Annotated in this window: 14 protein-coding genes and 1 riboswitch; of the genes, 6 read left to right on the plus strand and 8 right to left on the minus strand. The window is 43.4% G+C overall.

Translation table 11 applies throughout. The features are described from left to right. Nucleotides 1-74 precede the first annotated feature (74 nt). Nucleotides 75-3,515: a bifunctional diguanylate cyclase/phosphodiesterase gene (locus DEAC_RS19835; RefSeq protein WP_161796484.1), complete on the minus strand. Its 3,441-nt coding sequence runs from the start codon at nucleotides 3,513-3,515 to the stop codon at nucleotides 75-77. A 436-nt stretch (nucleotides 3,516-3,951) separates the two neighbouring features. Here DEAC_RS19835 and DEAC_RS19840 point away from each other — a divergent pair, with 436 nt between their 5' ends. The 5 genes from DEAC_RS19840 to DEAC_RS19860 all read left to right on the plus strand — a co-directional run bounded on the left by DEAC_RS19840 (nucleotide 3,952) and on the right by DEAC_RS19860 (nucleotide 13,098). Next, nucleotides 3,952-4,320: an ArsR/SmtB family transcription factor gene (locus DEAC_RS19840; protein WP_053006536.1), complete on the plus strand. Its 369-nt coding sequence runs from the start codon at nucleotides 3,952-3,954 to the stop codon at nucleotides 4,318-4,320. Between the two features lie 47 nt (nucleotides 4,321-4,367). Then, a complete protein-coding gene (locus tag DEAC_RS19845; RefSeq protein WP_047811823.1) occupies nucleotides 4,368-8,600 on the plus strand; it encodes a 2-hydroxyacyl-CoA dehydratase in 4,233 nt (1,410 codons plus the stop codon). A gap of 90 nt (nucleotides 8,601-8,690) precedes the next feature. After that, a riboswitch (SAM riboswitch) is annotated at nucleotides 8,691-8,798 on the plus strand. Between the two features lie 182 nt (nucleotides 8,799-8,980). Next, nucleotides 8,981-10,270, plus strand: coding sequence for a homocysteine synthase (locus DEAC_RS19850; protein WP_047811824.1), 1,290 nt, complete (start codon nucleotides 8,981-8,983; stop codon nucleotides 10,268-10,270). Between the two features lie 142 nt (nucleotides 10,271-10,412). After that, complete coding sequence (gene metA / locus DEAC_RS19855) at nucleotides 10,413-11,345, plus strand: homoserine O-acetyltransferase MetA (protein WP_047811825.1); 933 nt, start codon at nucleotides 10,413-10,415, stop codon at nucleotides 11,343-11,345. Nucleotides 11,346-11,616: 271 nt separating this feature from the next. Then, the gene (locus tag DEAC_RS19860; protein WP_053006537.1) at nucleotides 11,617-13,098 is read left to right on the plus strand and encodes an amino acid permease; all 1,482 of its coding nucleotides are present in this window, start codon (nucleotides 11,617-11,619) and stop codon (nucleotides 13,096-13,098) included. A gap of 153 nt (nucleotides 13,099-13,251) precedes the next feature. On the opposite strand, the gene cooS is transcribed toward DEAC_RS19860, so the two are convergent. After that, the gene (gene cooS, locus DEAC_RS19865; protein WP_047811826.1) at nucleotides 13,252-15,165 is read right to left on the minus strand and encodes an anaerobic carbon-monoxide dehydrogenase catalytic subunit; all 1,914 of its coding nucleotides are present in this window, start codon (nucleotides 15,163-15,165) and stop codon (nucleotides 13,252-13,254) included. 103 nt (nucleotides 15,166-15,268) lie between these two features. Between cooS and DEAC_RS19870 the strand changes: the two genes are divergently transcribed. Next, on the plus strand, nucleotides 15,269-15,616 hold the full coding sequence (locus DEAC_RS19870) for a YggT family protein (protein WP_047811827.1): 348 nt from the start codon (nucleotides 15,269-15,271) through the stop codon (nucleotides 15,614-15,616). A gap of 292 nt (nucleotides 15,617-15,908) precedes the next feature. Here DEAC_RS19870 and DEAC_RS19875 read toward each other — a convergent pair whose 3' ends face one another. The 6 genes from DEAC_RS19875 to DEAC_RS19900 form a co-directional block, all read right to left on the minus strand. Then, on the minus strand, nucleotides 15,909-17,252 hold the full coding sequence (locus DEAC_RS19875) for an acetyl-CoA hydrolase/transferase family protein (protein ID WP_047811828.1): 1,344 nt from the start codon (nucleotides 17,250-17,252) through the stop codon (nucleotides 15,909-15,911). Between the two features lie 49 nt (nucleotides 17,253-17,301). Next, complete coding sequence (locus DEAC_RS19880) at nucleotides 17,302-18,459, minus strand: thiolase family protein (protein ID WP_047811829.1); 1,158 nt, start codon at nucleotides 18,457-18,459, stop codon at nucleotides 17,302-17,304. A gap of 11 nt (nucleotides 18,460-18,470) precedes the next feature. Continuing rightward, nucleotides 18,471-20,858 (minus strand): 3-hydroxyacyl-CoA dehydrogenase/enoyl-CoA hydratase family protein, encoded by a 2,388-nt coding sequence (locus DEAC_RS19885; RefSeq protein ID WP_047811830.1) that lies wholly within the window; start codon nucleotides 20,856-20,858, stop codon nucleotides 18,471-18,473. A gap of 32 nt (nucleotides 20,859-20,890) precedes the next feature. Next, the gene (locus tag DEAC_RS19890; RefSeq protein ID WP_047811831.1) at nucleotides 20,891-22,705 is read right to left on the minus strand and encodes an acyl-CoA dehydrogenase family protein; all 1,815 of its coding nucleotides are present in this window, start codon (nucleotides 22,703-22,705) and stop codon (nucleotides 20,891-20,893) included. A 54-nt stretch (nucleotides 22,706-22,759) separates the two neighbouring features. Further along, entirely contained in the window at nucleotides 22,760-22,963 is a 204-nt protein-coding gene (locus DEAC_RS19895; protein WP_047811832.1) for a hypothetical protein, read from the minus strand. A 65-nt stretch (nucleotides 22,964-23,028) separates the two neighbouring features. Next, entirely contained in the window at nucleotides 23,029-24,429 is a 1,401-nt protein-coding gene (locus DEAC_RS19900) for a sigma-54 interaction domain-containing protein (RefSeq protein ID WP_047811833.1), read from the minus strand. Between the last annotated feature and the right edge of the window lie 158 nt (nucleotides 24,430-24,587).

Genomic DNA, 24,587 nt, shown 5'->3' on the forward strand with positions numbered 1-24,587 from the left:
AAGGTATCCTGAACCACTCCCACTTGGAGAAGAGAGAGTCTTATGATTTGTCCAGTTTTTAAGACCCCCGCTTCTTAATTGGGGGTGGGTCCTTCGTTAACTTCAGGTGAGGTAGAGTCCTCCGAGTTCACTAATTCTTTTAAATCAAGATTAAAGAAGCGTTCAGCCTCTTCCGCCGAAACAGGTTTAGCCAGTAAATATCCCTGAACCTCGTCACAGTCTTTCCTACGCAGAAAATCCAACTGATCAGTACGTTCTACTCCTTCGGCGATGACCTTGAGTCCCAAATTCTTAGCTAATTGTATTATTGTCAGAACGATGGCTTGCCTGTCAGGATGTTCCATTAGAGAAAAAATAAAGGAGCGGTCAATTTTCAGAGCATCCAGAGAAAAACGACTTAAATAACTTAAAGATGAAAATCCAGTTCCAAAATCATCGATAGAAAGTCGTATACCCATAGCTTTCATTTTCCAAAGGATCTCCGAACTTAAGGCCACGTCTTCCATACTCAAAGTTTCAGTAATCTCCAGTTCTAACCATTGGGCTTCCAAGCCGGTTTCCTTAATGATCTGGGAGATCTTCTCAACAAGGTCCTTCTGACGGAATTGACGCGCAGAAAGATTCACTGCCATGCTCACAGGGGGATAACCTAAATCCTGCCAATATTTATTTTGTTCGCAGGCAGACCGTAAAACCCATTCTCCTAAGGGCAAGATAAGGCCGCTTTCTTCGGCGATTGCAATAAACTTGCTTGGAGGCAGAAGGCCTCTTTCAGGATGCTGCCAACGCACTAACGCTTCAAAACCACAAATCTGCTCATCTTTCAGATTAAATTGAGGCTGATATTCCAGAATAAATTCCCCTTTTTGCAAAGCACGACGTATTTCATTTTGCAGTTTTAATCGTTCCGACAAACGCTGGTTAAGAGCTTCAGTATAAAAATGATAGTGATTGCGACCTTCAGCTTTAACATGATACATCGCCATATCGGCGTGTTGGATCAGTACTTCCGGATCTTCTCCGTCAACAGGATAAAGAGCTATACCTAAACTCGCTGTAATGTAAGTCTCTTGATCGCCAATCTGAAATGGAGCATTTAGTACCTTCAACAATTTCCGAGCAATCTGGGCGGCTTGCTGTTCTGAAGAGAGCTCGGGTAATAAAATGATAAATTCGTCTCCGCCTTGTCTGGCAACTGTATCATCAGGCCGCAAGGCATTTTTAAAGCGCTCAGCGACCTGACAAAGTAAGGCATCACCTTGCGCGTGTCCAAAGGTATCGTTAACAAGTTTAAAGTCATCCATATCCAGAAAGAAGACAGCAACTTGTTCTTGGCGACGGCGGGCCTGTAAGATAGCCAAGTACAGGCGATCTTTTAACAATAAACGATTAGGCAAATCCGTTAAGGCATCATGATTTTTCTGATGAGATATACGATGAAGCAGGGCTCTTTTCTCAGTGACGTCGTGAAAGACTAAGACGGCTCCAATCATTGTTTCCTCCCGATCACGCATGGGCGTCACTGATATTTTAATATGAAAGGCCTGGCGACCAAGTCGATGTTTCAAAATGGAGGTATTTGACAACGTGACCGCTTTACGTTCCCGCAGACATTGATATAGAGGCTGAACCAAGGGCAGTTCCGTATTCCCATGATAAACATCAAATACCTGCTCGATGTATAAACCAACAGCATCCTTATCAGCCCAGCCTGTCAACTTTTCTGCGACGGGATTGAGATAGGTGATTTTTCCTCCCACATCTGTGGTAATCACACCATCTCCGATGGAAGCCAGTGTTACTTGGGCACGCTCCTTTTCCTGCCAAAGTGCCTTTTCATTAAGAATACGCTGGGTCACATCATCATACAGAAAGACAATGTCACCTGTTGCTAGTCTATAAATAACCCCTTCGCTCCACCCTGAGCATCGTTGGTTTTGGTAATAAACAGCAGGAAAATTCCTCTTCTCTCCGGTCCGATATACTTGAAGAACGAGATCCCAGACACCTAATTCTTTGGCCATCGGAAGGACTTCATCAAGGCGTGCGCCAATCCCTTGCTGCCTGGTTATATTTTCGATTTTTTCCGCCGCCTGGTTAAGAGCTGTGCACAGAAAATCTTCACCTTGGTTAATAGGCTTAAAAACTAGTACCGCACTGCTCATCGTTTCAAACATATCACGATACAATTCTTCTTGACGCAGCAGAGCATTTTGAATGGATAAACGATCACTGATGTCTTGCTTTACCACGATAAAATGAGTTATTTCTCTGGCGTTACCGATGACAGGCGTTATGGTCATTTCTTCGTTATAACAAAATCCATCAGCTCGACGATTAATTAACTCTCCATGCCAAGTTTTACCCTCGAGAATGGTTCGCCATAAATTTTGATAGAAAATCTTATCCTGATGTCCGGAAGAAATAAAGCTCATAGTCTTTCCTAGAATGTCTTTCAGGGAGTACCCGGATAATCTGGCAAAAGCGGGATTGGTCCAAAGTATTTCTCCCGCTCGATTAGTGATAATAATAGAACTTGCAGCAGCAACAAGAGCCTTATTTTGTAGTTGAAGTTGACCCTGGTTTTCTGACGTCCAGAGTACTAATGCCAGCTGATCTGCAAGGGATTGAACAAGATTAACCCTGGAAGGGTTAAAATAGTCTTCGCTTGAGGCATACAAAACCAAAGCACCTATGGTTTTTCCTTTTGTTGTTAAAGGAAAGGCCCCTTCCGACCGAATGGAAAGTTCTGAGTAGATTGGCCACCAGGGATAATCCAGTGCATTTTGCCAAACATCATGGATCTGAGGTTTACCGGTTCGTATTGCTTTTTCAAATCCGCAAGATTCTTTACGGTTATTATTCCATAGCATTTGTATTTTAGCAGAATGGCTCTCTGAAAGATCTGCTTGTGCCACTAAAGTTAAAGAACCTTTTTTTCCTTGGAGTCCAATGATTGCTAACGGGTACCCGAAAGTATGCACTAATTCATTGCAAGGGTATTGTAAAATATCTGTTAACGGTTGTTCTTCCAACACACGCTTAGTAATCCCATAAAGGATTCTTTCTCTGCATTCCGTGTATTGAATCTGGGTAATGTCGCTGAGAGTCGTTAAAACCCGGACCGAAGACTTATAATCTGAGGGCAGCACAAGACTGCGAATACTCAGCCAGCATGGGGATGGAGTAAACCGATGGAGAATTCTAATCTCACCTGTCTGCTCCGAAGACTTATGGATAGTCTTAAGCGCATGTTCCCGCCATATTAGAAACTGCCCATCCTCACAAGTCCATTTTGTTGGATTTTTTATATAGTCTTCAGACTTTAATTCACTTAAGCTTGCTGCCAATAATTCTTCGGCAGCCGGATTTGCACTAAGAATAATCCCATTTTCGTCCTGCAGTAAAACTCCCTCTCGAACAGCGGCGAAAATAGTCTCTAACAGCGACACCTTTTCAGCTAAAGCAGACGTCATAACCTGATATTGAAATTCACTTTTCATAAACGTTTCCATTCGATACCTCCACAACGGAAAGGCCTTTTTGGGGTAATGGTTTCCGATCTTATCCGACAGTCGTGCTAAAATTATATACATTATTCGACATAAATTGACCTACACCTTTTAATAGTTTAAATTTTTCAAAGATCTCTGCCAATTTTTCTTTCATATCGACAATGGACTCGTTCAACTAAAGATGATGAGAACCACTCCCACTTGTAAAAGTGTGAGCGGTTTGGCAGCAGCTTGTATCAAAATTGCCGCAACTTACATAAAAGTAGTACTAGGGAGTCCTATAATCTTAGAATCCGCATATTAAAACTAATAAGGAGATATCCATAAACTACTAATAATTGCTTGTTTCAAAATATCGTTCAACAAAAAATATTTACAAACATTCAAGCAATCATTATAATGTTTATGAAGTAAACTAAATAAGGGGGAATACCTTTTGAACCGTATCACCCACCAAAACTTCTGCAATCTGGATTGTCACATTCCCCCTCACCGGTCAAAGGAATTGTCTCACTCGCTTGCGCAAATGGAAGGCGTAACTCCTATATTTAAGGCACTTGCTGATGAAACGCGGGTGAAAATTATTTATGCCTTACTCCAAGAGCCAAACCTTTGCGTTTGCGATCTTGCCCAGATTACAGATTTAACGGTCTCAGGGGCTTCTCACCATTTACGCTTGCTTAAAAACTTGGGACTTGCCCGATCTCATAAAGAGGGCAAACACGTGCATTATTGTATCCATGATGAGCACGTTAAAATCATCTTAGAAGAAGCACTCAACCATTGTAACCACCTCCCAAGATAACAACCTTTGGAAATAATTTGGCATAATACGTCAAGTGGAGGATGAAAATGAGTAGAGTTTTAAATATAGGATTAGATGTTGGTTCTACGACAGTAAAACTTGTCGTGCTCGATAAGAATCGAACGATAGTCTACAAAAATTATTTAAGGCATTTTTCCAATATTCGCAATACAGTGGTTATGATGCTTGAGGATGCCAAAGCGATTCTCCAAGGACATGCTTTAACCTTAATGGTCACCGGTTCGGGAGGATATAACATTTCTCAAACATTAGATGTTCCCTTTATTCAGGAAGTCATGGCATGCTCTAACGCCATAAAACTGGTTATTCCCAAGACTGATGCTGCCATCGAACTAGGCGGTGAAGATGCTAAGGTCACTTATTTTGGTGATTCTCTTGAACAACGAATGAACGGAACCTGTGCCGGAGGAACTGGAGCTTTTATCGACCAGATGGCCTCATTACTGCAAACAGATGCTCTGGGATTAAATGAATTAGCTAAAAATCATAAAACTATTTATCCCATTGCTTCACGCTGTGGCGTATTTGCGAAAACTGATATTCAACCCTTGCTTAATGAGGGGGCTGCTAAAGAGGATATTGCCGTTTCTGTCTTCCAAGCTGTTGTTAATCAAACTATTAGTGGTTTGGCTCAAGGGCGCCCGATTACGGGTAACGTGGCTTTTTTGGGCGGTCCTTTGTTTTTCCTTTCGGAACTTAGGAAACGTTTTATTGAAACCCTGCATTTAGATGACCAAAGTATTATTTTCCCCGATGACTCTCAATACTTCGTGGCCATCGGTGCTGCACTTTCCTCACGAAATCAACAGCCTTTTACTCAAGAGTGTTTATATGAACGAGCACCGATGATCTATAAAATAAGCAATGACGAAAATGCGGAGTTAAATCCTCTCTTCAAAGATGCTGAGGAGTATGAAACTTTCAAGAAAAGACACGCAGAGAATAGAGTCAAACGTGTAGATTTAGAGACTTATCAAGGGAATGCTTACTTGGGCATTGATGCCGGATCAACAACAACGAAACTAGCCCTGATTGATGAGCAGGGAGGCTTGCTTTATTCCTTCTATGACAGTAATCAAGGGAATCCCCTTGAATCAACCGCTAACGCTTTAAAAACCCTTTATCAAAAACTAAATCCAAATATTAAAATTCGTAATTCAGCTGTTACCGGCTATGGAGAACATCTCATTAAAGCAGCTCTCAAAGTCGACATTGGAGAAATTGAAACCGTAGCCCATTATACAGCCGCGAACTTTTTCCTTCCCGGCGTTGATTTCGTGTTGGATATCGGTGGACAAGATATGAAGAGCTTGGTCATCCGTAATGGAGTTATCGAATCCATCACTTTAAATGAAGCTTGTTCATCAGGATGCGGCTCGTTTGTGGAGACTTTTGCCCAATCTCTGAATATGAGTGTCCAAGAATTTGCTAAGATCGGCCAAGAATCGAAACATCCGGTCGACCTCGGTACACGGTGTACTGTCTTCATGAACTCCAAGGTTAAACAAGTCCAGAAAGAAGGCGCTGAGGTCAGCGATATTTCAGCCGGTATCGCGATATCTGTGATTAAAAACGCCCTTTTCAAAGTCATCCGCTTACGAAACGCTGATGAACTGGGGCAAAAGATCGTTGTCCAGGGAGGAACGTTCTATAATGATACGGTCCTGAGAGCCCTCGAACAACTCGTAAATCGTGAGGTCGTACGACCTGATATTGCCGGAATTATGGGCGCTTTCGGTGCTGCGCTGATTGCCAAAGATCGCTTCGAGACCAGCTATCAGACAACTCTCCTGCCTCTTGACGAACTTCAAGAACTTTCTTCGGAAACCTCTATGAAGCGATGCGGCCTGTGCGGAAATAACTGCTTAGTCACAATTCGACGTTTTTCCAACGGCAATGAATTTTTCTCTGGAAATCGCTGTGAACGTGGTGAAGGCAAAACCATCACCAAATCCGAAATCCCGAACCTCTTCACCTATAAATACAAGCGAGTATTTAACTATATCCCCTTAGTGCCCGAGAAAGCTGTTCGAGGTATCATCGGAATTCCCAGAGTCTTAAATATTTATGAGGATTACCCCTTCTGGTTTACTTTCTTTACCGAATTAAAGTATCGAGTCATTCTTTCCGGGCGATCCTCAAAACCGCTTTATGAAAAAGGTATGGATACAATACCTTCCGAATCGGCATGTTATCCGGCTAAACTTGCCCATGGTCATATTGCTGATTTAGTGAAAAAAGGGATAACTAAAATCTTTTATCCTTGCATACCCTACAACCGTCAAGAAGACCCATCATCCAATAATCATTACAATTGTCCTATCGTTACCTCTTATCCGGAAACCATTAACGCCAACATGGACATCCTGAGAAGCCCGAAGATAACGTTTTATCACCCGTTTTTCCCTCTTGATAATCCACACAGAATGGGTAAACGTTTAATTGAGGAGTTAGCACCGGAAGGAATTCCAAGCCGTGAAATTCTTAAAGCGATGGAAAAAGCCTATGCGGAATTAGACAATTATAAACAGGACTCCCGGCAAAAGGGAGAAGAAGCCCTTCAATATATTAAAGACCATCAAATAAAGGGTATCGTTCTGGGGGGAAGGCCTTATCATCTTGATCCTGAAATTAATCATGGAATTCCGGAGATGATTCAATCTTACGGGTTTGCCGTCTTATCTGAGGACTCCATTAGTCATCTTAACCAGGTTGAACGGCCTTTGCGGATTGTCGACCAGTGGGTATACCATACAAGGCTTTACGCCGCGGCAAGCTATGTCGCCCAACAGAGTTCTCTGGAGTTGATCCAGTTAAACTCCTTCGGATGCGGGTTAGACGCAGTCACTACGGACCAAGTCAAAGAAATTCTCGAAGCTTACGGCAAGATTTATACCGTCATCAAAATTGACGAAATTAATAATTTAGGGGCTGCCCGAATTCGTGTACGTTCTTTAATTGCTGCCATCAATGAACGTGACAAACGTCAGGTAACCCCAGAAAAGTTAATCACAAGACCTCCTCGCGTCATCTTTACTATGGAAATGAAAAAAAATCATACTCTCTTAGTCCCCCAAATGTCCCCCATTCACTTTCAGTTTTTTCAAACCGGCTTTGAAATGGCAGGCTATACTATCGAAATTTTACCTTCCGTCGATAAATCAGCCATTGATGAAGGCTTAAAATACGTGCATAATGATGCTTGCTATCCGGCTATTATTGTCGTTGGACAAATCATGAAAGCTTTAAATTCCGGCAAGTATGATTTAAACAACACCTCGGTAATTATTTCTCAAACCGGCGGAGGATGCCGGGCAACCAACTATATTGCTTTTATCCGTAAGGCCTTGGCAGACGCCCATTTGGGACACGTCCCAGTTGTGGCATTAAATACAGGAAATTCATCAAGCTTAGAGCAAAATCCAGGCTTTAAAATAACGCTCCCGATCTTTAAAAAAGTAATGCAGGGCTTGATCTATGGGGACCTCTTGATGCGTGTTCTTTATCGAGTACGCCCTTACGAACAAAAACCAGGCTCTGCCAATCACTTATACGAATCATGGGTGAAGCGTTGTCAAGAATCTTTAAAAACAGGTAATACCAAGGAATATGAGAAGAACATTCGGCAAATTGTCCAGGACTTTGACACTCTCCCCATTCATGAGGATTGGGTTAAACCTAAAGTTGGCGTCGTAGGTGAAATTCTTGTCAAATTCCATCCCACTGCCAATAACAACATTGTAGAACTGCTGGAGTCTGAAGGCGCTGAGGCAGTTGTACCTGACCTCGCAGACTTTCTTTTATACGGAGCCTTTGATAATCGTATCAAATATAAACAACTGTCCGGTAGTTTTTGGAGAATGGTATCCGGAAATTTCACTATCGGTCGGATAGAAGCCTTTCGACGAGAGATGAAAAAAGCCCTTAATGCCAGCAAACGATTTACAGCTCCCAAACCTATCGAAGAAATTGCCAAGTATGCTTCAAACCATCTTTCCCTTGCCAATCAATCAGGAGAAGGCTGGTTTCTGACCGGAGAAATGGTTGAATTGATTCGCAGCGGAGTCAATAATATCGTTTGTTTGCAGCCCTTTGCCTGCTTGCCAAACCATATTACGGGAAAAGGTATGGTTCGTGAACTCCGCCGCTCTTATCCCGCGTCCAACATTGCACCCATTGACTACGATCCCGGAGCCAGTGAAGTCAATCAGCTTAATCGGATTAAATTAATGCTGTCAGTCGCCATGGAAAACCTCTAAATTGAACAGCGTCAGCTAATTTAATCTTGACAGAAAAAGTAGTTTATTATATATTAGCTGTATTATCTTCAATCCAAGTAAATATTGAATCTCTTATCAAGAGCGGCGGAGGGACTGGCCCTATGATGCCCGGCAACCGATAGCAAAACGCTATAAGGTGCTAATTCCAGCAGAACCCTAGGTTCTGAGAGATGAGAGCAGCGTGTTAAATACTTAACGACCGCTTCTCTGAAGTGGTCGTTTTCTTTATTTATCAATAACTTCGCTGAACTTACCCTCTCCTGATAACCTAAAAACTCAAACGGCAGTGAATCAAGATCCTCAAAAGTGCTTGAAAATTACCGTCACGAAAAACCAATTCAGAAAAGGAGAGAAATGCAATGACCGAAAAACGTCAATTTGGATTTGAGACTGTTTCTTTACATGGAGGGCAAAGTCCCGATTCAGCAACTAATTCCCGTGCCGTTCCCATCTACCAAACCTCTTCCTTTGTTTTCAATGACACAGAACATGCTGCTAACCTCTTCGCCTTAAAGGAATCCGGCAATATTTATTCTCGAATCATGAATCCGACGCAAGATGTTTTTGAACAGCGCCTTGCCCTCCTTGAAGGAGGCGCAGGGGCCTTGGCCACATCATCCGGACAAGCGGCTATTACGTATGCCATCCTTAACATCGCCCAAGCCGGAGATGAAATTGTTGCTTCGGGCTCTCTTTACGGCGGTACGTATACCTTGTTTGCCTATACCTTGGCTAAACTGGGGATTAAAACTCACTTTGTAAACGGTGATCACCCGGAAGAATTTCGGGCTAAAATTACGGAACGAACGAAAGCTCTCTATACCGAAACCATTGGCAATCCTCAAATCAATGTAGCCGACATTACGAAACTTGCCTCTATCGCTCACGAAAATAATCTTCCGCTCATCGTGGACAATACCTTTGCCTCCCCTTACTTATGCCGTCCTATTGAACATGGCGCTGATATCGTCGTTCATTCGGCAACGAAGTTTATCGGCGGACACGGGACATCTATTGGAGGAGTCATTGTTGATTCCGGAAATTTCAACTGGAATAACGGCAAATTCCTCGGGCTGAGCGAGCCAGATCCCAGCTACCATGGAATTGTTTATACCGAAGCCTGCGGCAGAGCCGCTTATATTACCAAGGCACGAGTATCCCTTCTGCGTGATACAGGAGCTGCTCTATCCCCTTTTAACTCCTTCCTATTTTTACAGGGTTTAGAAACCCTTCCCCTTCGTATGGAACGGCATGTGGAAAACGCTCAAAAGGTGGCAGAATTCCTAAACCAGCATCAGTTCGTCACTTGGGTAAATTATCCCAGCCTGACTGACAGTCCCTATCACACCCTTGCCCAAAAATACTTGCCCAAAGGTGCCGGTTCAATCTTTACCTTTGGCGTAAAAGGCGGTCTGCGAGAGGGAGGAAAATTCATCAACAAGCTGCAGTTGTTTTCACATCTAGCCAACGTGGGAGATGCCAAATCACTTGTTATTCACCCGGCAAGTACCACTCATCAGCAGCTTGATGAGGCCTCCCAGCGCGCTGCCGGAATATCACCCGATATGATTCGCCTCTCTATCGGCTTAGAGACTATTGATGACCTCCTTTATGATCTGGACCAAGCTCTTAGTGCCAGCCAGAATTAAGTAATATGTACTCAAAATTCATATGATAAAACCTCCTGTTTATCACAATCTGAGTGCTGACAACAAATCTGCAGAGCTTCCAAATACCTTTAATTTTTACTAAAAATCCTTTATCTTGCAGTTGAAACGGAGGTTTAGTTAAATGCCGATTAAAATCCCGGAACATTTACCGGCTATGGAAATACTCAATCAAGAAAATATTTTCGTCATGGGATACGAACGTGCTTTTCACCAAGATATTCGTCCCTTAAAAATTGTAATCCTTAATCTTATGCCCCGTAAGGAAACTACAGAAACTCAACTCTTAAGACTGCTTGGAAATTCTCCCTTGCAAGTCGAAATAGTTCTTTTGCGAATTGAAAGCCATCATTCCAAAAATACCTCTCAGGAACACTTGAATGCTTTTTATAAAAGCTTCACCGATATTAAAAACCATAACTATGATGGCATGATTATTACAGGGGCACCGGTAGAACACTTGGACTTCGAAGAGGTTACCTACTGGAAGGACCTCCAGGAAATTATGGATTGGACAACAACTCACGTCACCTCCACGTTTCACATATGCTGGGGGGCTCAGGCCGGATTGTATCACCATTATGGCATCCCAAAATACCCTTTGCCGGAGAAAATGTTTGGTGTCTTTAAACACGATGTCAATAGGAGCGGTTTTAACGGTATGCAGCTCTTAAGGGGGTTCGATGACGAATTCTATGTTCCCCACTCTCGTCACACGGAAACCAAACGCAGTGACCTTGCTGAACATCCCGAACTAGAAATATTATCTGAGTCCATCGAAGCAGGAGTTTACATTGTAGTTTCCAGGGATCGACGCCACGTCTTTGTCACCGGTCATTCTGAGTATGATACCTTAACCCTGAAAGAAGAATATGACCGTGATCTTGCCAAAGGTCTCCCGCTGGCTCTTCCCAAGAACTACTTCCCTAACGACGATCCCACAAAAATTCCTGTCCACAAATGGCGCTCACATACAAATTTACTATTTCAAAACTGGTTGAATTATTACGTCTACCAAGAAACGCCCTATGATCTTGGCGGTATGCTGTCGCGCTGAAGGATGGACTCTATCAGCGAAGATGTATGGGAACCCCCCCCGCTTAAAAGAAGTGAAAAAGGCACACTCCAAATGTTGGATCTCCAATATTTGAGGTGTGCCTTTTTTATAACCCGAATTGTAGAGGAACCATTTGTAAATGATGACAAACGTTTTATGGCTTGGCGGACTCCTTAAGCGGCTTTAATTTTGAAGGTGAATTACGTCATAGATCTCTAAAAGCTGGGAATGCTATTTTAGAAATACAAACATAGGAAAGGAAGCAACAAATTTGACATCAATACAAGATAAATCTTCTAAAATGTCGGCATTTTCTTTAACGATGTTGGCTATCGGGAGTATCATTGGCGCAGGAATGTTTCTGGGAGTCGGTCTAACAATCAGACTTTCCGGTCCTTCCATTATCCTCGCTTATGCCATCATGGGAATCTTAATGTATTTTAACTTATCTTTTTTAGCTGAACTCTCCTTACTCGACCCGGAGAAAGGTTCATTTCAAACCTATGCGGCCAAAGCTTTTGGTCCGGGAGTAGGGTTTATTATCGGTTGGCTATACTGGATCTCAGGAATTCTTGTCATGTCCAGTGAGGCAACTGCTGCCGCAATTTTCAGCGCTCTCTGGTTTCCGGGAATTCCTCTCTGGGCTTTTATTGTTATTTATACAGTCATTCTGACCGGAGTCAATCTTTCAGATCCACGAGGATTTGGTAAATTGGAATCAGGTTTGGCGATTGTAAAGGTAATTGCCCTAATTGGGTTTATCATATTAGGTATCGTTCTTGTCTTTTTTCCTCTCTTCGGAGGTGCCCCGGGCTGGCACAACATCTCTAATACCCCTTTCTTTGTTCATGGTTTATCTGGGTTCGCAGGTTCCCTCTTACTTGTTTTTTATGCCTATTCAGGCACTTCAGTAGTTGGATTGGCAATCACAGAATCCTCCGATCCTGAAAAAACAGTGCCCAAGGTGGTGCTTATTACCTCATTTTTAGTAACAACCTTTTACGTTATTTCTGTTTTATTCCTTATCCTGCTCCACCCGTGGACCACTTACAATGCCAGTACCAGTCCCTATGTCAGCGCTTTGTTGCCTTACAAAATCCCTATCGTCCAATCTATTATGAATTTCGTCATTCTTACCGCAACATTATCGGCAATGAGCGCCAGCATGTATGGAACATCTCGTATGTTAAACGCCCTTGCCCAACAAGGAGAAGCACCGCACCTTTTTAATAAAGTTACTAAAAAGGCGGTCCCCAGGCGCGCCCTGCTGTTTACAAACGTCTTTCTAGTAGGTATTGCTTTCCTCTCCTATGTTATTCCTAACAAAATATACCTGCTGGTAACCGGTGCCAGTGGTCTTCTCTCACTGGTCAACGTTTTAACAATCAGTCTCGCCCATTGGCGTCTGCGTCCAAAGTTTCTTGAAAACCGAAAAGACTATAAAACCCACGTCATTGGATACCCCGTAAGCAATATTATAGTTACCGCAATTTTTATTGGGGTTTTCTTCTCCGCTTTTGCGATTCCTGACCAAAGAGCTTCCTTCTTTTTAGGTCTAAGCTTGATAGTCATTACAGCAGGCGCTTATTTTTTTCTGCGTCACAAGCTCGGAGCAAAACCTCAAGCTCCCGAGACCATACAAAATCAGCATCTCGCCCCTACTTCTGAGAATAGCCTTCATAACTTACAGCATTTGGCCCAAAAAACAGAAAAACGAATTTCAGAAGGATTTAGGTCCAAGAATAAATCCTAATTGAATAGGAATGTTTCGCACAACCAAAGGGTTACTTTCAAAAGTCAAAAAGATGGCTTGACAAAACAACTTCAAGCCATCTTTTTGACTTTACCTTTTTACAGGTAGTTTGCTTTTAATATAATTTGAGTTTGAGTTTTTGATACTTCTTTTCTAACTTAATCCTAATGCTTTTCGTTTATTTACAATGTGATTTTCTATATTATTGGCAACCTCCACAGGATCGTCGCCAAGAGCAATTTTCCCTCCTGTCAATCCCTCGACATCTTGAGTCAAGAGCTTCACCAGCTGAGGAGCTCCAGTAACAAAAGGCGTCGGAGAAAGGTGAGTGTAAGTTCCATAGGCCACAGCAAAAACCCCATCAATGGTAGCCTTTTGTTCCATCCACTCGGGAGCAGTTACGGCAATTGGCAGCTGGGGAACGTCAACATCAAGATGATCCGCTAACGCTGTCACCAACATGGAGATTCTGCCCGTATCCGTACAAGTTCCGAAACTCAAGACAGGCGGTATTTGCAAAGAGCTGCATACTTCCCCTAACCCTTTACCGGCGATCTTTACGGCCTCAAGATTACAAAGGCCCGCTACTTCCAAAGCATGATTGCCGCAGCCACCGGCAACAACAAGAATATCCCGTTTAATCAGTTCCTTGGTTAAGTTCACTGTATTCCAATCCTGAGGACCATTTCGTAAGGTAGAACAGTTTGCTAAGGCCACAACTCCTTTAATCTTTCCGGCAGCAATTACGTCAACCAGCGGATCAAGCTTGTTGCCTAAAGCCCCCAGAACAGCCTCTGTAGAAAATCCCGCAATAGCCTTTTGGGTAATCTTCGGAACCTTAGCTACAATTATTCCATGCCGTTTTTTAAAGTTTTCAATTCCCAAATTAATCAGTTGATCAGCCATAGCTTCAACTTCATTGGGATGATAAGGAATCTTATGTTCCAGTCCCGGCACTCCTATAATGGTACTGACACTAACAAGAGTAATCTGATATTTCTCCGCATACATATCAATGGCCGGTGGAGAGCAATTTTCCTCCATGGCCATTACATCGACTGTCCCCGTTGCTAAAAGAGGTTCTATTGAAAGCCAATTCCCCATAAGTCCCACAAAAACATCATCAACGGGAAACCTTTGCAGCAGCTCCTGCCCTGTTTCGATGGAACCAACAACTCTCAGGCCTTTCGCTCCGGCCGCTTTGGCCTTGGCTTGAATCTCCGGCAGCTTGGCCTTTTGGATGGTTGCTGCTCCAGCCCAGGGCTGATGACCGTTAAAGACGATATTGACATACTCAGGATCCATAATCCCCAGATCGACATTGACTTCATGAGGTTGAGGTGTACCAAACAGGATATCTTGGACCATTTCCAGCCCGATCTGGGAATTATAAATAGTCGATAATCCAAGTCTCAAAGCTTTAAGTGCTAAAGACACATAATCTCCGTCAACATTCGTTAGACAACTCGCCACGCAGTTCTGTTCCTCATGAACGGTTCCCGCCGGATAGATATGTAGATCTCTCCAAACCTGCTTTCTCTTCTTCGGTGCAAAGGCTTCAACCATAAGGTTTGGCTCTTCCGTGCCAATATTCATCTGATGGTTAAGCAGGTCTGCTAATTGAATTGCCAACTGGTTAATGTCTTGATTAACATTAATACCAAGCGTCTGACACATCCACTTAAGTTTATTGACATCGGTTATTTTAAACGGAGTTTTACCTTCTCCTGTTGCCCGAAGAGTGCGAAAGGCTTCATAAGCATGATGGCTGTAAGTTCCTGCACCCATGATATTTTGCAGCAGCAACTTGCGCATAGCCATTGCATCGGCGCCAATTCCGCAAACACCGCTGTCTTGACCGCTCTTCTCGCTGATCCGGCATGGTCCATTTGAACACTGCTGACAGCTGAGTCCCTGTAAGCAGAAGTTACACCGGATTTTTTCCTGTTTTGCCCAGCGGTCAAAAACATTGGACATTCCATCCTCACGAATTCTCGGCAGCATTTCTTCAACGGAATCGTGATAACTTACCCGTCCCTCAGACCTTTCTAAAATTGTCTCAGTCATTATCTATCCTCCTTTTTAATTGTTATACAAAGTTTGCTCATCAAAATGCCTAAATATGTACATGCTAGAAGATAAACTTGTCGTAACATAAGGAGGCCTAAAAATGGACGAAAGTACTGCCAAAAAAACGGGATCGGAACATCTTAAAGCCAAACAAATTGTCTATTATGTTTTAGGGGTTCTCGAAGTCTTATTCACCTTTCGCCTTATCTTTAAACTTCTCGGAGCTAATCCACTTAGTCCTTTTGTTTCTCTCATCTATGCAGTAACTCAAGTGTTCTTAGCACCATTTTCCGGAATTTTCCCTTCGGCTGTCACAAAGGGTTTGGAAACTCAGTCAGTGCTGGAATCATCAACCATTATTGCAATGATTGTCTATGCAGTTCTGGCTTGGGGAGTACTTAAACTGATTGATATCAGCCGTAATTCTCATAACGTTGGAAACCGTTAAGAACCCTGTCGAGATCGAACATAGGGGCTTCGGTTGGAGAATCTATCCCCACCAAAGCAAGGTATGGGAACCACTCCCACTTGTAAAAGAGGGAGTATTTCGATTTGATAAAGAAAGGCGTAGCAAAACCTATGTTCCCTACGCCCCTTTTAGGAAATTATAATTAAAACATTTACTATTTGAATTACTGATTGCCTTACTGTTTAAGAGATTCTAATTACAACACGTACTGATAATTCAATTAGAAGTAATTGATCCAGACTTCTATTCATATTCTCCTGATATTCCTGCCTTAAATCTCTTTATTGCTTCTTCTCCAGATATTTAAGGCTTGTGCTTCACGGATTAAATCTTCACGAAAATCCGGATGGGCAAGGCTAATCAAACGTTCAGCCCGCTGCCAGGTCGTTTGCCCTTTGAGGTTAACAATGCCATACTCTGTGACAATATATTGAACCACAGGACGTGTATCTGTTACCACCGCTCCTGTTGTCAAAAGAGGATTAATCCGAGAATGCATTTTCCCTTTCGCATCGGTATAGGTTGAAGCCATACATATAAAACTTCTTCCGCCTTTGGAATGATAAGCCGCATCAACAAAGTCTAATTGGCCGCCGGCTCCGCTAATCATACGCGGGCCGATAGTTTCCGAACATACTTGCCCAGAAAGATCGATTTCCAGAGCATTATTAATTGAAACCAAATTGTCATTGCGGCTGGCAATATCCCGTTCATTGACATAATCTACCGGATAACCTGCAACCTGTGGATTATCATCAATAAAATCATAAAGCTTTTGCGTTCCGGCGGCAAAGGTGTAAACGATCCGGCCGGGATCAACTTGTTTTTTTCGTCCGGAAATTCGGCCGGCTTCTACTAAATCCACAAAACTATCAACCAACATTTCTGTATGGACTCCTAAATCTTTTAAATCAGACTTAGCAATCAGCTGCCCTAAGGCATTAGGCATAGTACCGATTCCCAGCTGCAGGCAATCACCATCTCTAATATTCTCCAGAACGTAGTTTGCTATTTGATGGTCAATTTCACCGGGATCTTCGGAGGGAACCTGAGGCATGCCGGTATGACCGCCTTCAACAATATAATCAACATCGGAAACATGAAGATAATGGCCATACCCTCCATGAGCGATTGGCATATCTTCGTTAACTTCCACAATAATAACTTTGGCTTTGCGCGCATTTGCCCAGTAATGAGAGATTGTTGGCCCTAAGTTGAAAAATCCGTGTTTATCCATAGGGCTGACTTGAATCATAGCGATGTCCATGCGCACATTTTCAAGAACATAGCGCGGAACTTCTGAATACTTGAGCGGAATATAATAGGCTCTCCCCATGTCATAATACTTCCGGTCAATTGCGCTAAAATGTGTACAATTCCAATTAAAATGCTCCCCTTTGGGATCAGCTTTTACAAAAGCATGGGGACGCATTGTAACTCCGCCTAATAATTGAATATCATATAGTTCAGGGGTTCGTGCAGCTAAAGCCCGATCTAAGACAGGCAGTGTATTAGCTGCATAGGAATAACCGATCCAATCCCCGCTCTTAACACCACTTACTGCTTTTTCCGGGGAAACGAGCTTACTTTGATATTCTTTAACTGCTGCGGACATCTTCTTCCTCCTAATTCATTGAACTTCACTGGCAGCGCCCGCCAGGCATTTACAATAATTCGTAGACCCCTGCCGCTCCCATACCGCCGCCAATGCACATTGTGACCATTCCATACTTATTCTTCCGTTTAATCATCTCATGAAGTAAGGTCGCAGTTAGCTTGGCCCCGGTACAGCCCAGAGGATGCCCTAAAGCTATGGCACCGCCATTGGGATTCACTTTTTCCGGGTCAATGTCCAGCGTCTTAATGACCGCCAGCGATTGAGAAGCAAAGGCTTCATTTAACTCAAAGAGATCGATATCCTCCAGCTTTAAGCCGACTTGCTTAAGTACCTTAGGGATAGCCTTGAGCGGACCGATTCCCATCAGTTCAGGTTCCACTCCAGCAACCGCAAACCCACGCCAAACGGCTAAAGGTTTTAGGCCAAGAGTTTTCACTTTCTGTTCGGACATCAACAGAGTTATTGCCGCCCCGTCACTCGTCTGGGAGGAATTCCCTGCCGTGACTGAACCACCGTTTTTAAACGCGGGCCGGAGCTTTGCCAAAGTTTCTACTGTGGTCTCCGGACGAATACCCTCATCTTTAGTGAACCATTTCTCACCCGGTTTTCCCCAAGTCGGCAGAGGAATCGGGACAATCTCATCATCATAGCGTCCGCTGCTTTGAGCTGCCCAAGCTTTTTGATGGCTTCGTGCCGCGAAAACATCCTGCTGCTCGCGGGTGACGTCATATTTTTTAGCCACATTCTCAGCGGTAATCCCCATGGAGAGATATACTTCCGGGGCATTTACGAGCATAAACGGATTTGGAGCCGGTTTACTTCCGCCCATGGGAACCAAAGACATACTCTCTGCTCCGCCTGCAAGCATCACATCCGCTTCACCCAATCGAATCCTGTCTGCCGCCATGGAAATCGCCTGAAGCCCTGATGAACAAAAACGATTGATGGTCACACCCGGAACCTCAATGGGAAGACCTGCACGCCGGATCATAATTCTGGCCATGTTCATCCCCTGCTCACCTTCTGGGAAAGAGCAGCCCAGGACAAGATCGTCGATCTCCTCCCTATTAAGGTCAGGAATAGTCTGAAGAACATCTTGTATTACATAAGCTCCTAAATCATCCGGTCGAACCTGTGCTAAGGCACCCCTGGCCGATTTTCCAACCGCAGTGCGTTTCGCTTGTATGATGTACGCTTCTTGCATTGTTTTCCCCCCTAATTCCGTAATGGCTTGCCTTTAGTGAGCATATGGCGGATGCGATCTAAAGTCTTCGCTTCCCCAAGCAAACTTAAAAAGGCTTCACGTTCCAGATCTAAAAGATATTGCTCATCAACGAGCATACCTGCCGGACGGTCTCCTCCGGTGATAGCATAAGCCAATTTGTTGCCTAGATGCCGGTCATATTCGGAGATGTAACGCCCTTCAAGCATTCCATACATTGCCAGTTCCAAAGTGCCGCGAACACCGGCCCCCGCAATTTTCACCTTCGTCGGCAAATTAGGTCTGAAGTTGAGTGCCAGGTCAATGACCCGTGCTTTAGCATCCATAAGGATATGTTCCGGGTTCATGCTGTAACGATCGTGGTCACGCAAAAAACCGAGTTGCCGAGCCTTTTCCGCACTTGTCGAGACCTGAGCCATAGCTATCACTTCAAAACGTTTGGCAAAGAAATAGTCTGGAATAGTTTGAACTCCCGGCAAAACTCCTTCCATCGCCCGGACAGCCATTTCCTTGGTTCCGCCTCCGGCAGGAATTAAACCGACCCCAACTTCGACAAGACCTATATAGGTTTCCGAAGAAGCCTGAAGAGCATGAGAGTGCAGACATATCTCCGCTCCGCCGCCAAGAGTCATACCGAAGGGAGCTGCTACAACAGGTTTTTTCGCATATTTCAACGCCATTGTCGCATTTTGTAATTGACGAATGCCCTGATCCAGATCCGACCAGTTACCTTTCTCTGCTTCGCGAAGAATATCCATAAGATTAGCACCCACGCAGAAATTTTTACCTTGGTTGCCAATAACCATCCCTGCGTAATTTTTCTCAACCTCTTCTAATGACTTATAAATCATCTCCACAACATCTGTGGTTATAGAATTGTTCGGAGAATGAAATTCCAAGCAAGCAACCCCATCGTTCAAATCTATTAAGCTTGCACCGGCATTGCCCATAATAACTTTGCCTGTCTTGTAAGCTTGCTTCAGGGAGAAGGAATAACTGCTGACTACTTTTTGACGGTAGACACCGTTGTCATAATAGGTGGTCTCTCCAGCTTCCGTTTTACCATAAAAGCTCTCATATCCTTTCGAGAGCAATTCTTCCACTATTGCAGGCAATTTACTGCCTTCAGCAACAATGCGGTCTGCCGTAGCTTTAACACCGAGAGCATCCCAAAGTTCAAATGGTCCCATTTCCCAGTTATAGCCCCAGCGCATGCCCTCGTCGATACCGGTGATATCCTCAGCAATGTCTTTAACTAAATTAGCGGCATAGAGAAGAGTTGGTTTTAAAACATTCCAAGCAAACTCGGAGCCGACGTCATCTCCGCTGACTAATGTACGAAGCTTCTCGCGCAGGTTTCTTGCCGCTTTTGCTTTGTCCAAACAAGGAAACGATACTTTTTTGGGCGGACCATAGGTCATGGTTTTGATATCTAGAACTTCTATAACATTACCTTGAGGGCCTCTGGATTTTTTATAAAAGCCTTGCTTCGTTTTATCGCCTAACCAGCCGTTTTTCTGCATCGTGAAGACAAACTCAGGCAAAACAAAGTCAGCCTTCTCCTCCGGAACACCATTGGCAACATTATTGTTGGAATGAATAAAGATATCCAGGCCGACGAGATCTATTAAACGAAAGGAAGCGCTCTTGGGACGTCCCATAACGGGTCCTGTTAAAGCATCCACTTCTTCAACAGTTAGTCCTAAACGAAGCATCTCTTTCAGCAACACAGGTGAGCCGATGGCTCCAATGCGATTAGCTATGAAATTAGGCGTGTCTTTGCACATAACCACACCTTTACCTAAAACACGCTCGCCAAACTCTTTCATATAAGCAATCACAAGTGGTTCGGTATTGGGTCCTGGAATAATCTCCAAAAGTTTCATATACCGCGGCGGGTTAAAGAAATGGGTGCCGCAGAAATATCGTGTAAAGCTTTCCGGAAGCCCTTCCACCATGTCTTTAAGTGAGATCCCTGAGGTGTTTGACGTAACAATCGTCCCTGGACGAGCAACAGCAGCTATCTTCTTAAAGAGATCCTTCTTAACATCGAGCCGTTCTACGACAACCTCAATGACCCAATCAACCTCGCTTAAACGTCCTAAATCATCGCTTATGTTGCCAACCTCAATTCGTTCTGCAAACTCCGGAACCAGGAGCGGGGCAGGATTCATCTTCAGCAGTTTGGCTTTATTTTGTTCTGCGATACTATTTCTAACCTTTTTGTCCTCAAGAGTTAATCCAGCCGCTTCTTCTTTGGCCGAAAGCTTTGACGGGACAATATCCAACAACAGACTTGGTATCCCGGCATTGGCTAAATGGGCGGCGATAGTGCTTCCCATCACGCCTGACCCGATTACCGCAACTTTATAAATCTGCATTTATATCCTCCTCTCGTTTCTGTTAACTAACTTTAAAAGGCTGCTTCTGGGATATCCATAGCCGAAGTATCAGCTTCCTTAATAATTCGCACTGTCGCCGCCACGTCGGGCACGATATTAAGAACGTAAAATTTCGCCGCCTGAATTTTTCCCTTATAGAAGTCCTGATCAGCAGTTTTTTGAGCAAGCTTTTCTTGAGCAACTAATGCCTGCTGCATTAGCAGGCAGCCTCCGTATACTTCAGCCGTAATGCGCAAAATTCTCGTGCTATAGAGAGGAACCAGCCTGATGTCTTCCTTGAAATAACCCAGCATGGTGCCCACAAGATCTTGATAAGACATTAACGCTTTTCCTAAAACTGCAAATTCGTGGGCAAAGGTACTATGATTTTGGTTGGTCTGGACAAATGCCGCCAACTCCATCATCCACTCTTTAAAAATATTGCCATTGTCTAGTCTCCATTTGCGTCCTACAAGATCCATGGATTGGATAAAATTAGTACCTTCCCAAATCGAATAAATCTTTACGTCTCTGGCTTGACGCGCAACAGGATACTCTTCGGTATAGCCATAGCCGCCTAAGACTTGAATGGCTTCGGTAATCATCAGCCACCCTTGATCTGAACAGTATGCCTTAACCAAAGGCGTAATAACTTCAATCGAACGTTTAGCTTTACGGATATCCTCAGGATCATCCCCATGTTGGATTAAATCCAGATAATAATAGCCCTTAAAGATCATGGCCCGCATAGCTTCCAAGGTCGCCTTCTGAGTTAATAACATACGCCGAATATCTTCGTGTTGAATGATGGGTACGCGATCACCTTTGGGATTGGTAATGGGACGCCCCTGAATGCGCTCTCTGGCATAATTAACGGCATTGTTATAGGCTACTGTCGCCACAGCCAGAGCACTATGCCCGGTATCCATCCGGGATCCATTGATCATCATGAACATTTGCGCCATACCTTGGCCAACCCCTTTTTCATCAGGAGCACTGCCCAACAGAATACCTCGGCAATTACCTTCTTCGCCAAAACTGAGTACTGCTGTCGCCGAACCTTTAAGACCCATTTTATGTTCAATCCCCACGGTAGCGACGTCATTGGGGTCACCTAAACTTCCGTCTTCATTGACCCAAATTTTAGGAACGATAAATAAGGACAAACCTTTGGTACCGGGAGCAGCTCCATCAACACGGGCCAGTACCAGATGAATTATGTTTTCCGTTAGATCATGATCTCCTCCGGTAATAAAACATTTAGTGCCCTTAATTTTATAAACTAGAGGATCATCAGTGGGATACGCTTTGGATGTCATATCCCCCACGTCAGAACCGCCTCCGGGTTCAGTCAAGCACATTGTACCTTCCCAGATTCCCGCAAACATTTTTGGTGTATAAAGAGCGATTTGTTCCTTAGACCCAAAAGTCTTGATTACAGCCGCAATACCGCCGCTTAAGCCAATATAGGGGGACATGGACGGATTAGCCCCGATAATATATTCACGAACAGATTGATTAAGGATTTCCGGAAGAGCTCCCTCACCATCCACATCATTGTTACTGGCACCCCATCCGTTGTCATGGAGGAATCTGAAGGCCTTGTGAAACGAGGGTGGAACAGTCACTTTCCCATCGTTAAATCTTGCCCCAATCGTATCACCATCATCATTTGTGGGAGCTACCACGTCTTTACACACTTTCAGGGATTGATCGAGGATTCCATCGACATCCTCAATGGAAAGATAATCTCGATAGCGTTTTAAGCCTAGAATCTTTTTTCCGTCCAACCACTCTTTGATAATAAATTTATGATCCTTATTGCTGTAAATAAAATTACTCGCCAAGATAACTCACCCTTTCCACAAAATAGTAGTACCATCAATGACTTCTGATATTGATTATTTTTTGACCAAAGCTGGGTTTACACTTCCTTTTCTAAAAAAATTAAATATTCTTAATAGTTTAATAAGCAATATCCATGCCAAGTGAACTGAACCACCCCCACTTATAGAAGCGGGAGGCTTAAAAACCGGATAAAAAAAGCCTTCTAAAGAGCGCATGATCTTAGAAGACTCACCAAAACGTGTATGAATTTGAAACAAAAAATAGTTCCTTCCCAAACCTATAGTGCGTAAAACGTACAATACATTTTTAATAGTCATCCCGCTCAGTTAATCCCATAACGATGTAATTTATCGTAAAATACTCGCCGAGAAAATCCTAAGTCTTTCATTGCTTTCGTTCGATTATTCTTATTGGCTGCTAAGGCCGAAAGAATTAGTTCTTTTTCCAAGGCCGCTACAATTTCCTTTACTGTTTGGGACTTATTCTTGGCGCTTAACTGGTCATCATTAAGGTGGAGAATTTGTTTCGGCAAATGATACATTTCTATAGTTGTACCGCTGCAAACAATACTTGCGTGTTCGAGTACATTTTGCATTTCACGAATGTTGCCCGGCCAGTCATATTCCTGAAAAAACCTCAGAACTTGAGAAGAAAGCGTTAATTCACGGCCTACTTCACAAGCAAACCGATTCAGAAAGGTTTTAGCTAAAGCTACAATGTCATCCTTTCGTTCTCTTAGCGGAACAAGATTAAGAGGAACAATATTTAAACGATAATACAAATCCCGCCGGAAAGTGCCTTCTTGAATCATGCTTTCCAAATCCCGATTTGTCGCGGCAATCACTCGGATATCAACTTTAATCGTTTTAGTTCCGCCTATCCGCTCGAACTCTTTTTCCTGCAGGACACGCAATAATTTAGCCTGCATGGTAATACTCATATCACCGATTTCATCCAAGAATATAGTACCGCTATGAGCCAACTCGAACTTACCGAGCTTTCCTCCCTTTTTTGCGCCCGTAAAAGCGCCATCTTCATATCCAAAGAGTTCACTTTCAATCAAATTGTCCGGTATCGCAGCACAATTTACTTTAATTAACGGCTTATCTTTTCTTCGGCTGCTGTTATGTACCGCCTTGGCTAAGACCTCTTTACCGACACCACTTTCTCCTCGAATTAGTACGGTACTGTCTGTTTTGGCAACCTTGGCTGCTAAGACTAAGGTTTCTTTTAAAGAGCTGTTCTGTCCTACATATTCTTTGAAGGATAGAGGCAGTTGCTCCCATTGTTCTAATTGCTCTTTTAAATAATCGGCCAGACCTCTTGTCTGCTCCAACTCGCGGCTCAATTCTATGACTTCGGAAATGTTTTTAAAGATCGAAACACAGCCCATGATTCTCTGGCCATCGTTTAAAAGGAAGGAACTTCCTATAACATCAATTCCGAGCGAGTCCAAATAGTCCCTCCCCATATGACAGGACTTTCCGCTGCGCATTAACGTTATCGCTTCGGCCTTAGGTTCGATCTGATCCAACCTGCGTCCTAACACTTTTTCTACAGGCACCCCCAGTATCTTCGCATAAGCTTCGTTCGCGTAGACTATGGTCGTATCCGTATCAATAACAAGTACTACATCATGAATGTTGTCCATAATCCGGAATAAAAGGTCTCGATTCCACTGCGGAAAATTACTGCTTGTGACAGCATGGACTCCGGTACTCATGTTTATCCCCCACTTGTTATCCATCGTTTAGCATTATTATATAGAATCAAAACAAATGAAGTAAAGCAATAATTTTAAATAGTCAAAATATTTTGTTCAGAACAAAAGGGGAGCTTTTGCTCAAGCTCCCTAAATCATTATCATTATTTTCAATATCA

Origin of the sequence: Desulfosporosinus acididurans (assembly GCF_001029285.1) — a bacterium.
Classification (GTDB): Bacteria; Bacillota; Desulfitobacteriia; order Desulfitobacteriales; family Desulfitobacteriaceae; genus Desulfosporosinus; species Desulfosporosinus acididurans.

Bases quoted from the DNA above. Each gene is read 5' to 3' on its own strand.
- DEAC_RS19870 (WP_047811827.1), top strand. From the start codon at position 15,269: ATGGACGAAAGTACTGCCAAAAAAACGGGATCGGAACATCTTAAAGCC.
- DEAC_RS19835 (WP_161796484.1), bottom strand. From the start codon at position 3,515: ATGGAAACGTTTATGAAAAGTGAATTTCAATATCAGGTTATGACGTCT.
- DEAC_RS19875 (WP_047811828.1), bottom strand. From the start codon at position 17,252: ATGTCCGCAGCAGTTAAAGAATATCAAAGTAAGCTCGTTTCCCCGGAA.
- DEAC_RS19880 (WP_047811829.1), bottom strand. From the start codon at position 18,459: ATGCAAGAAGCGTACATCATACAAGCGAAACGCACTGCGGTTGGAAAA.
- DEAC_RS19850 (WP_047811824.1), top strand. From the start codon at position 8,981: ATGACCGAAAAACGTCAATTTGGATTTGAGACTGTTTCTTTACATGGA.
- cooS (WP_047811826.1), bottom strand. From the start codon at position 15,165: ATGACTGAGACAATTTTAGAAAGGTCTGAGGGACGGGTAAGTTATCAC.
- DEAC_RS19885 (WP_047811830.1), bottom strand. From the start codon at position 20,858: ATGCAGATTTATAAAGTTGCGGTAATCGGGTCAGGCGTGATGGGAAGC.
- DEAC_RS19900 (WP_047811833.1), bottom strand. From the start codon at position 24,429: ATGAGTACCGGAGTCCATGCTGTCACAAGCAGTAATTTTCCGCAGTGG.
- DEAC_RS19845 (WP_047811823.1), top strand. From the start codon at position 4,368: ATGAGTAGAGTTTTAAATATAGGATTAGATGTTGGTTCTACGACAGTA.
- metA (WP_047811825.1), top strand. From the start codon at position 10,413: ATGCCGATTAAAATCCCGGAACATTTACCGGCTATGGAAATACTCAAT.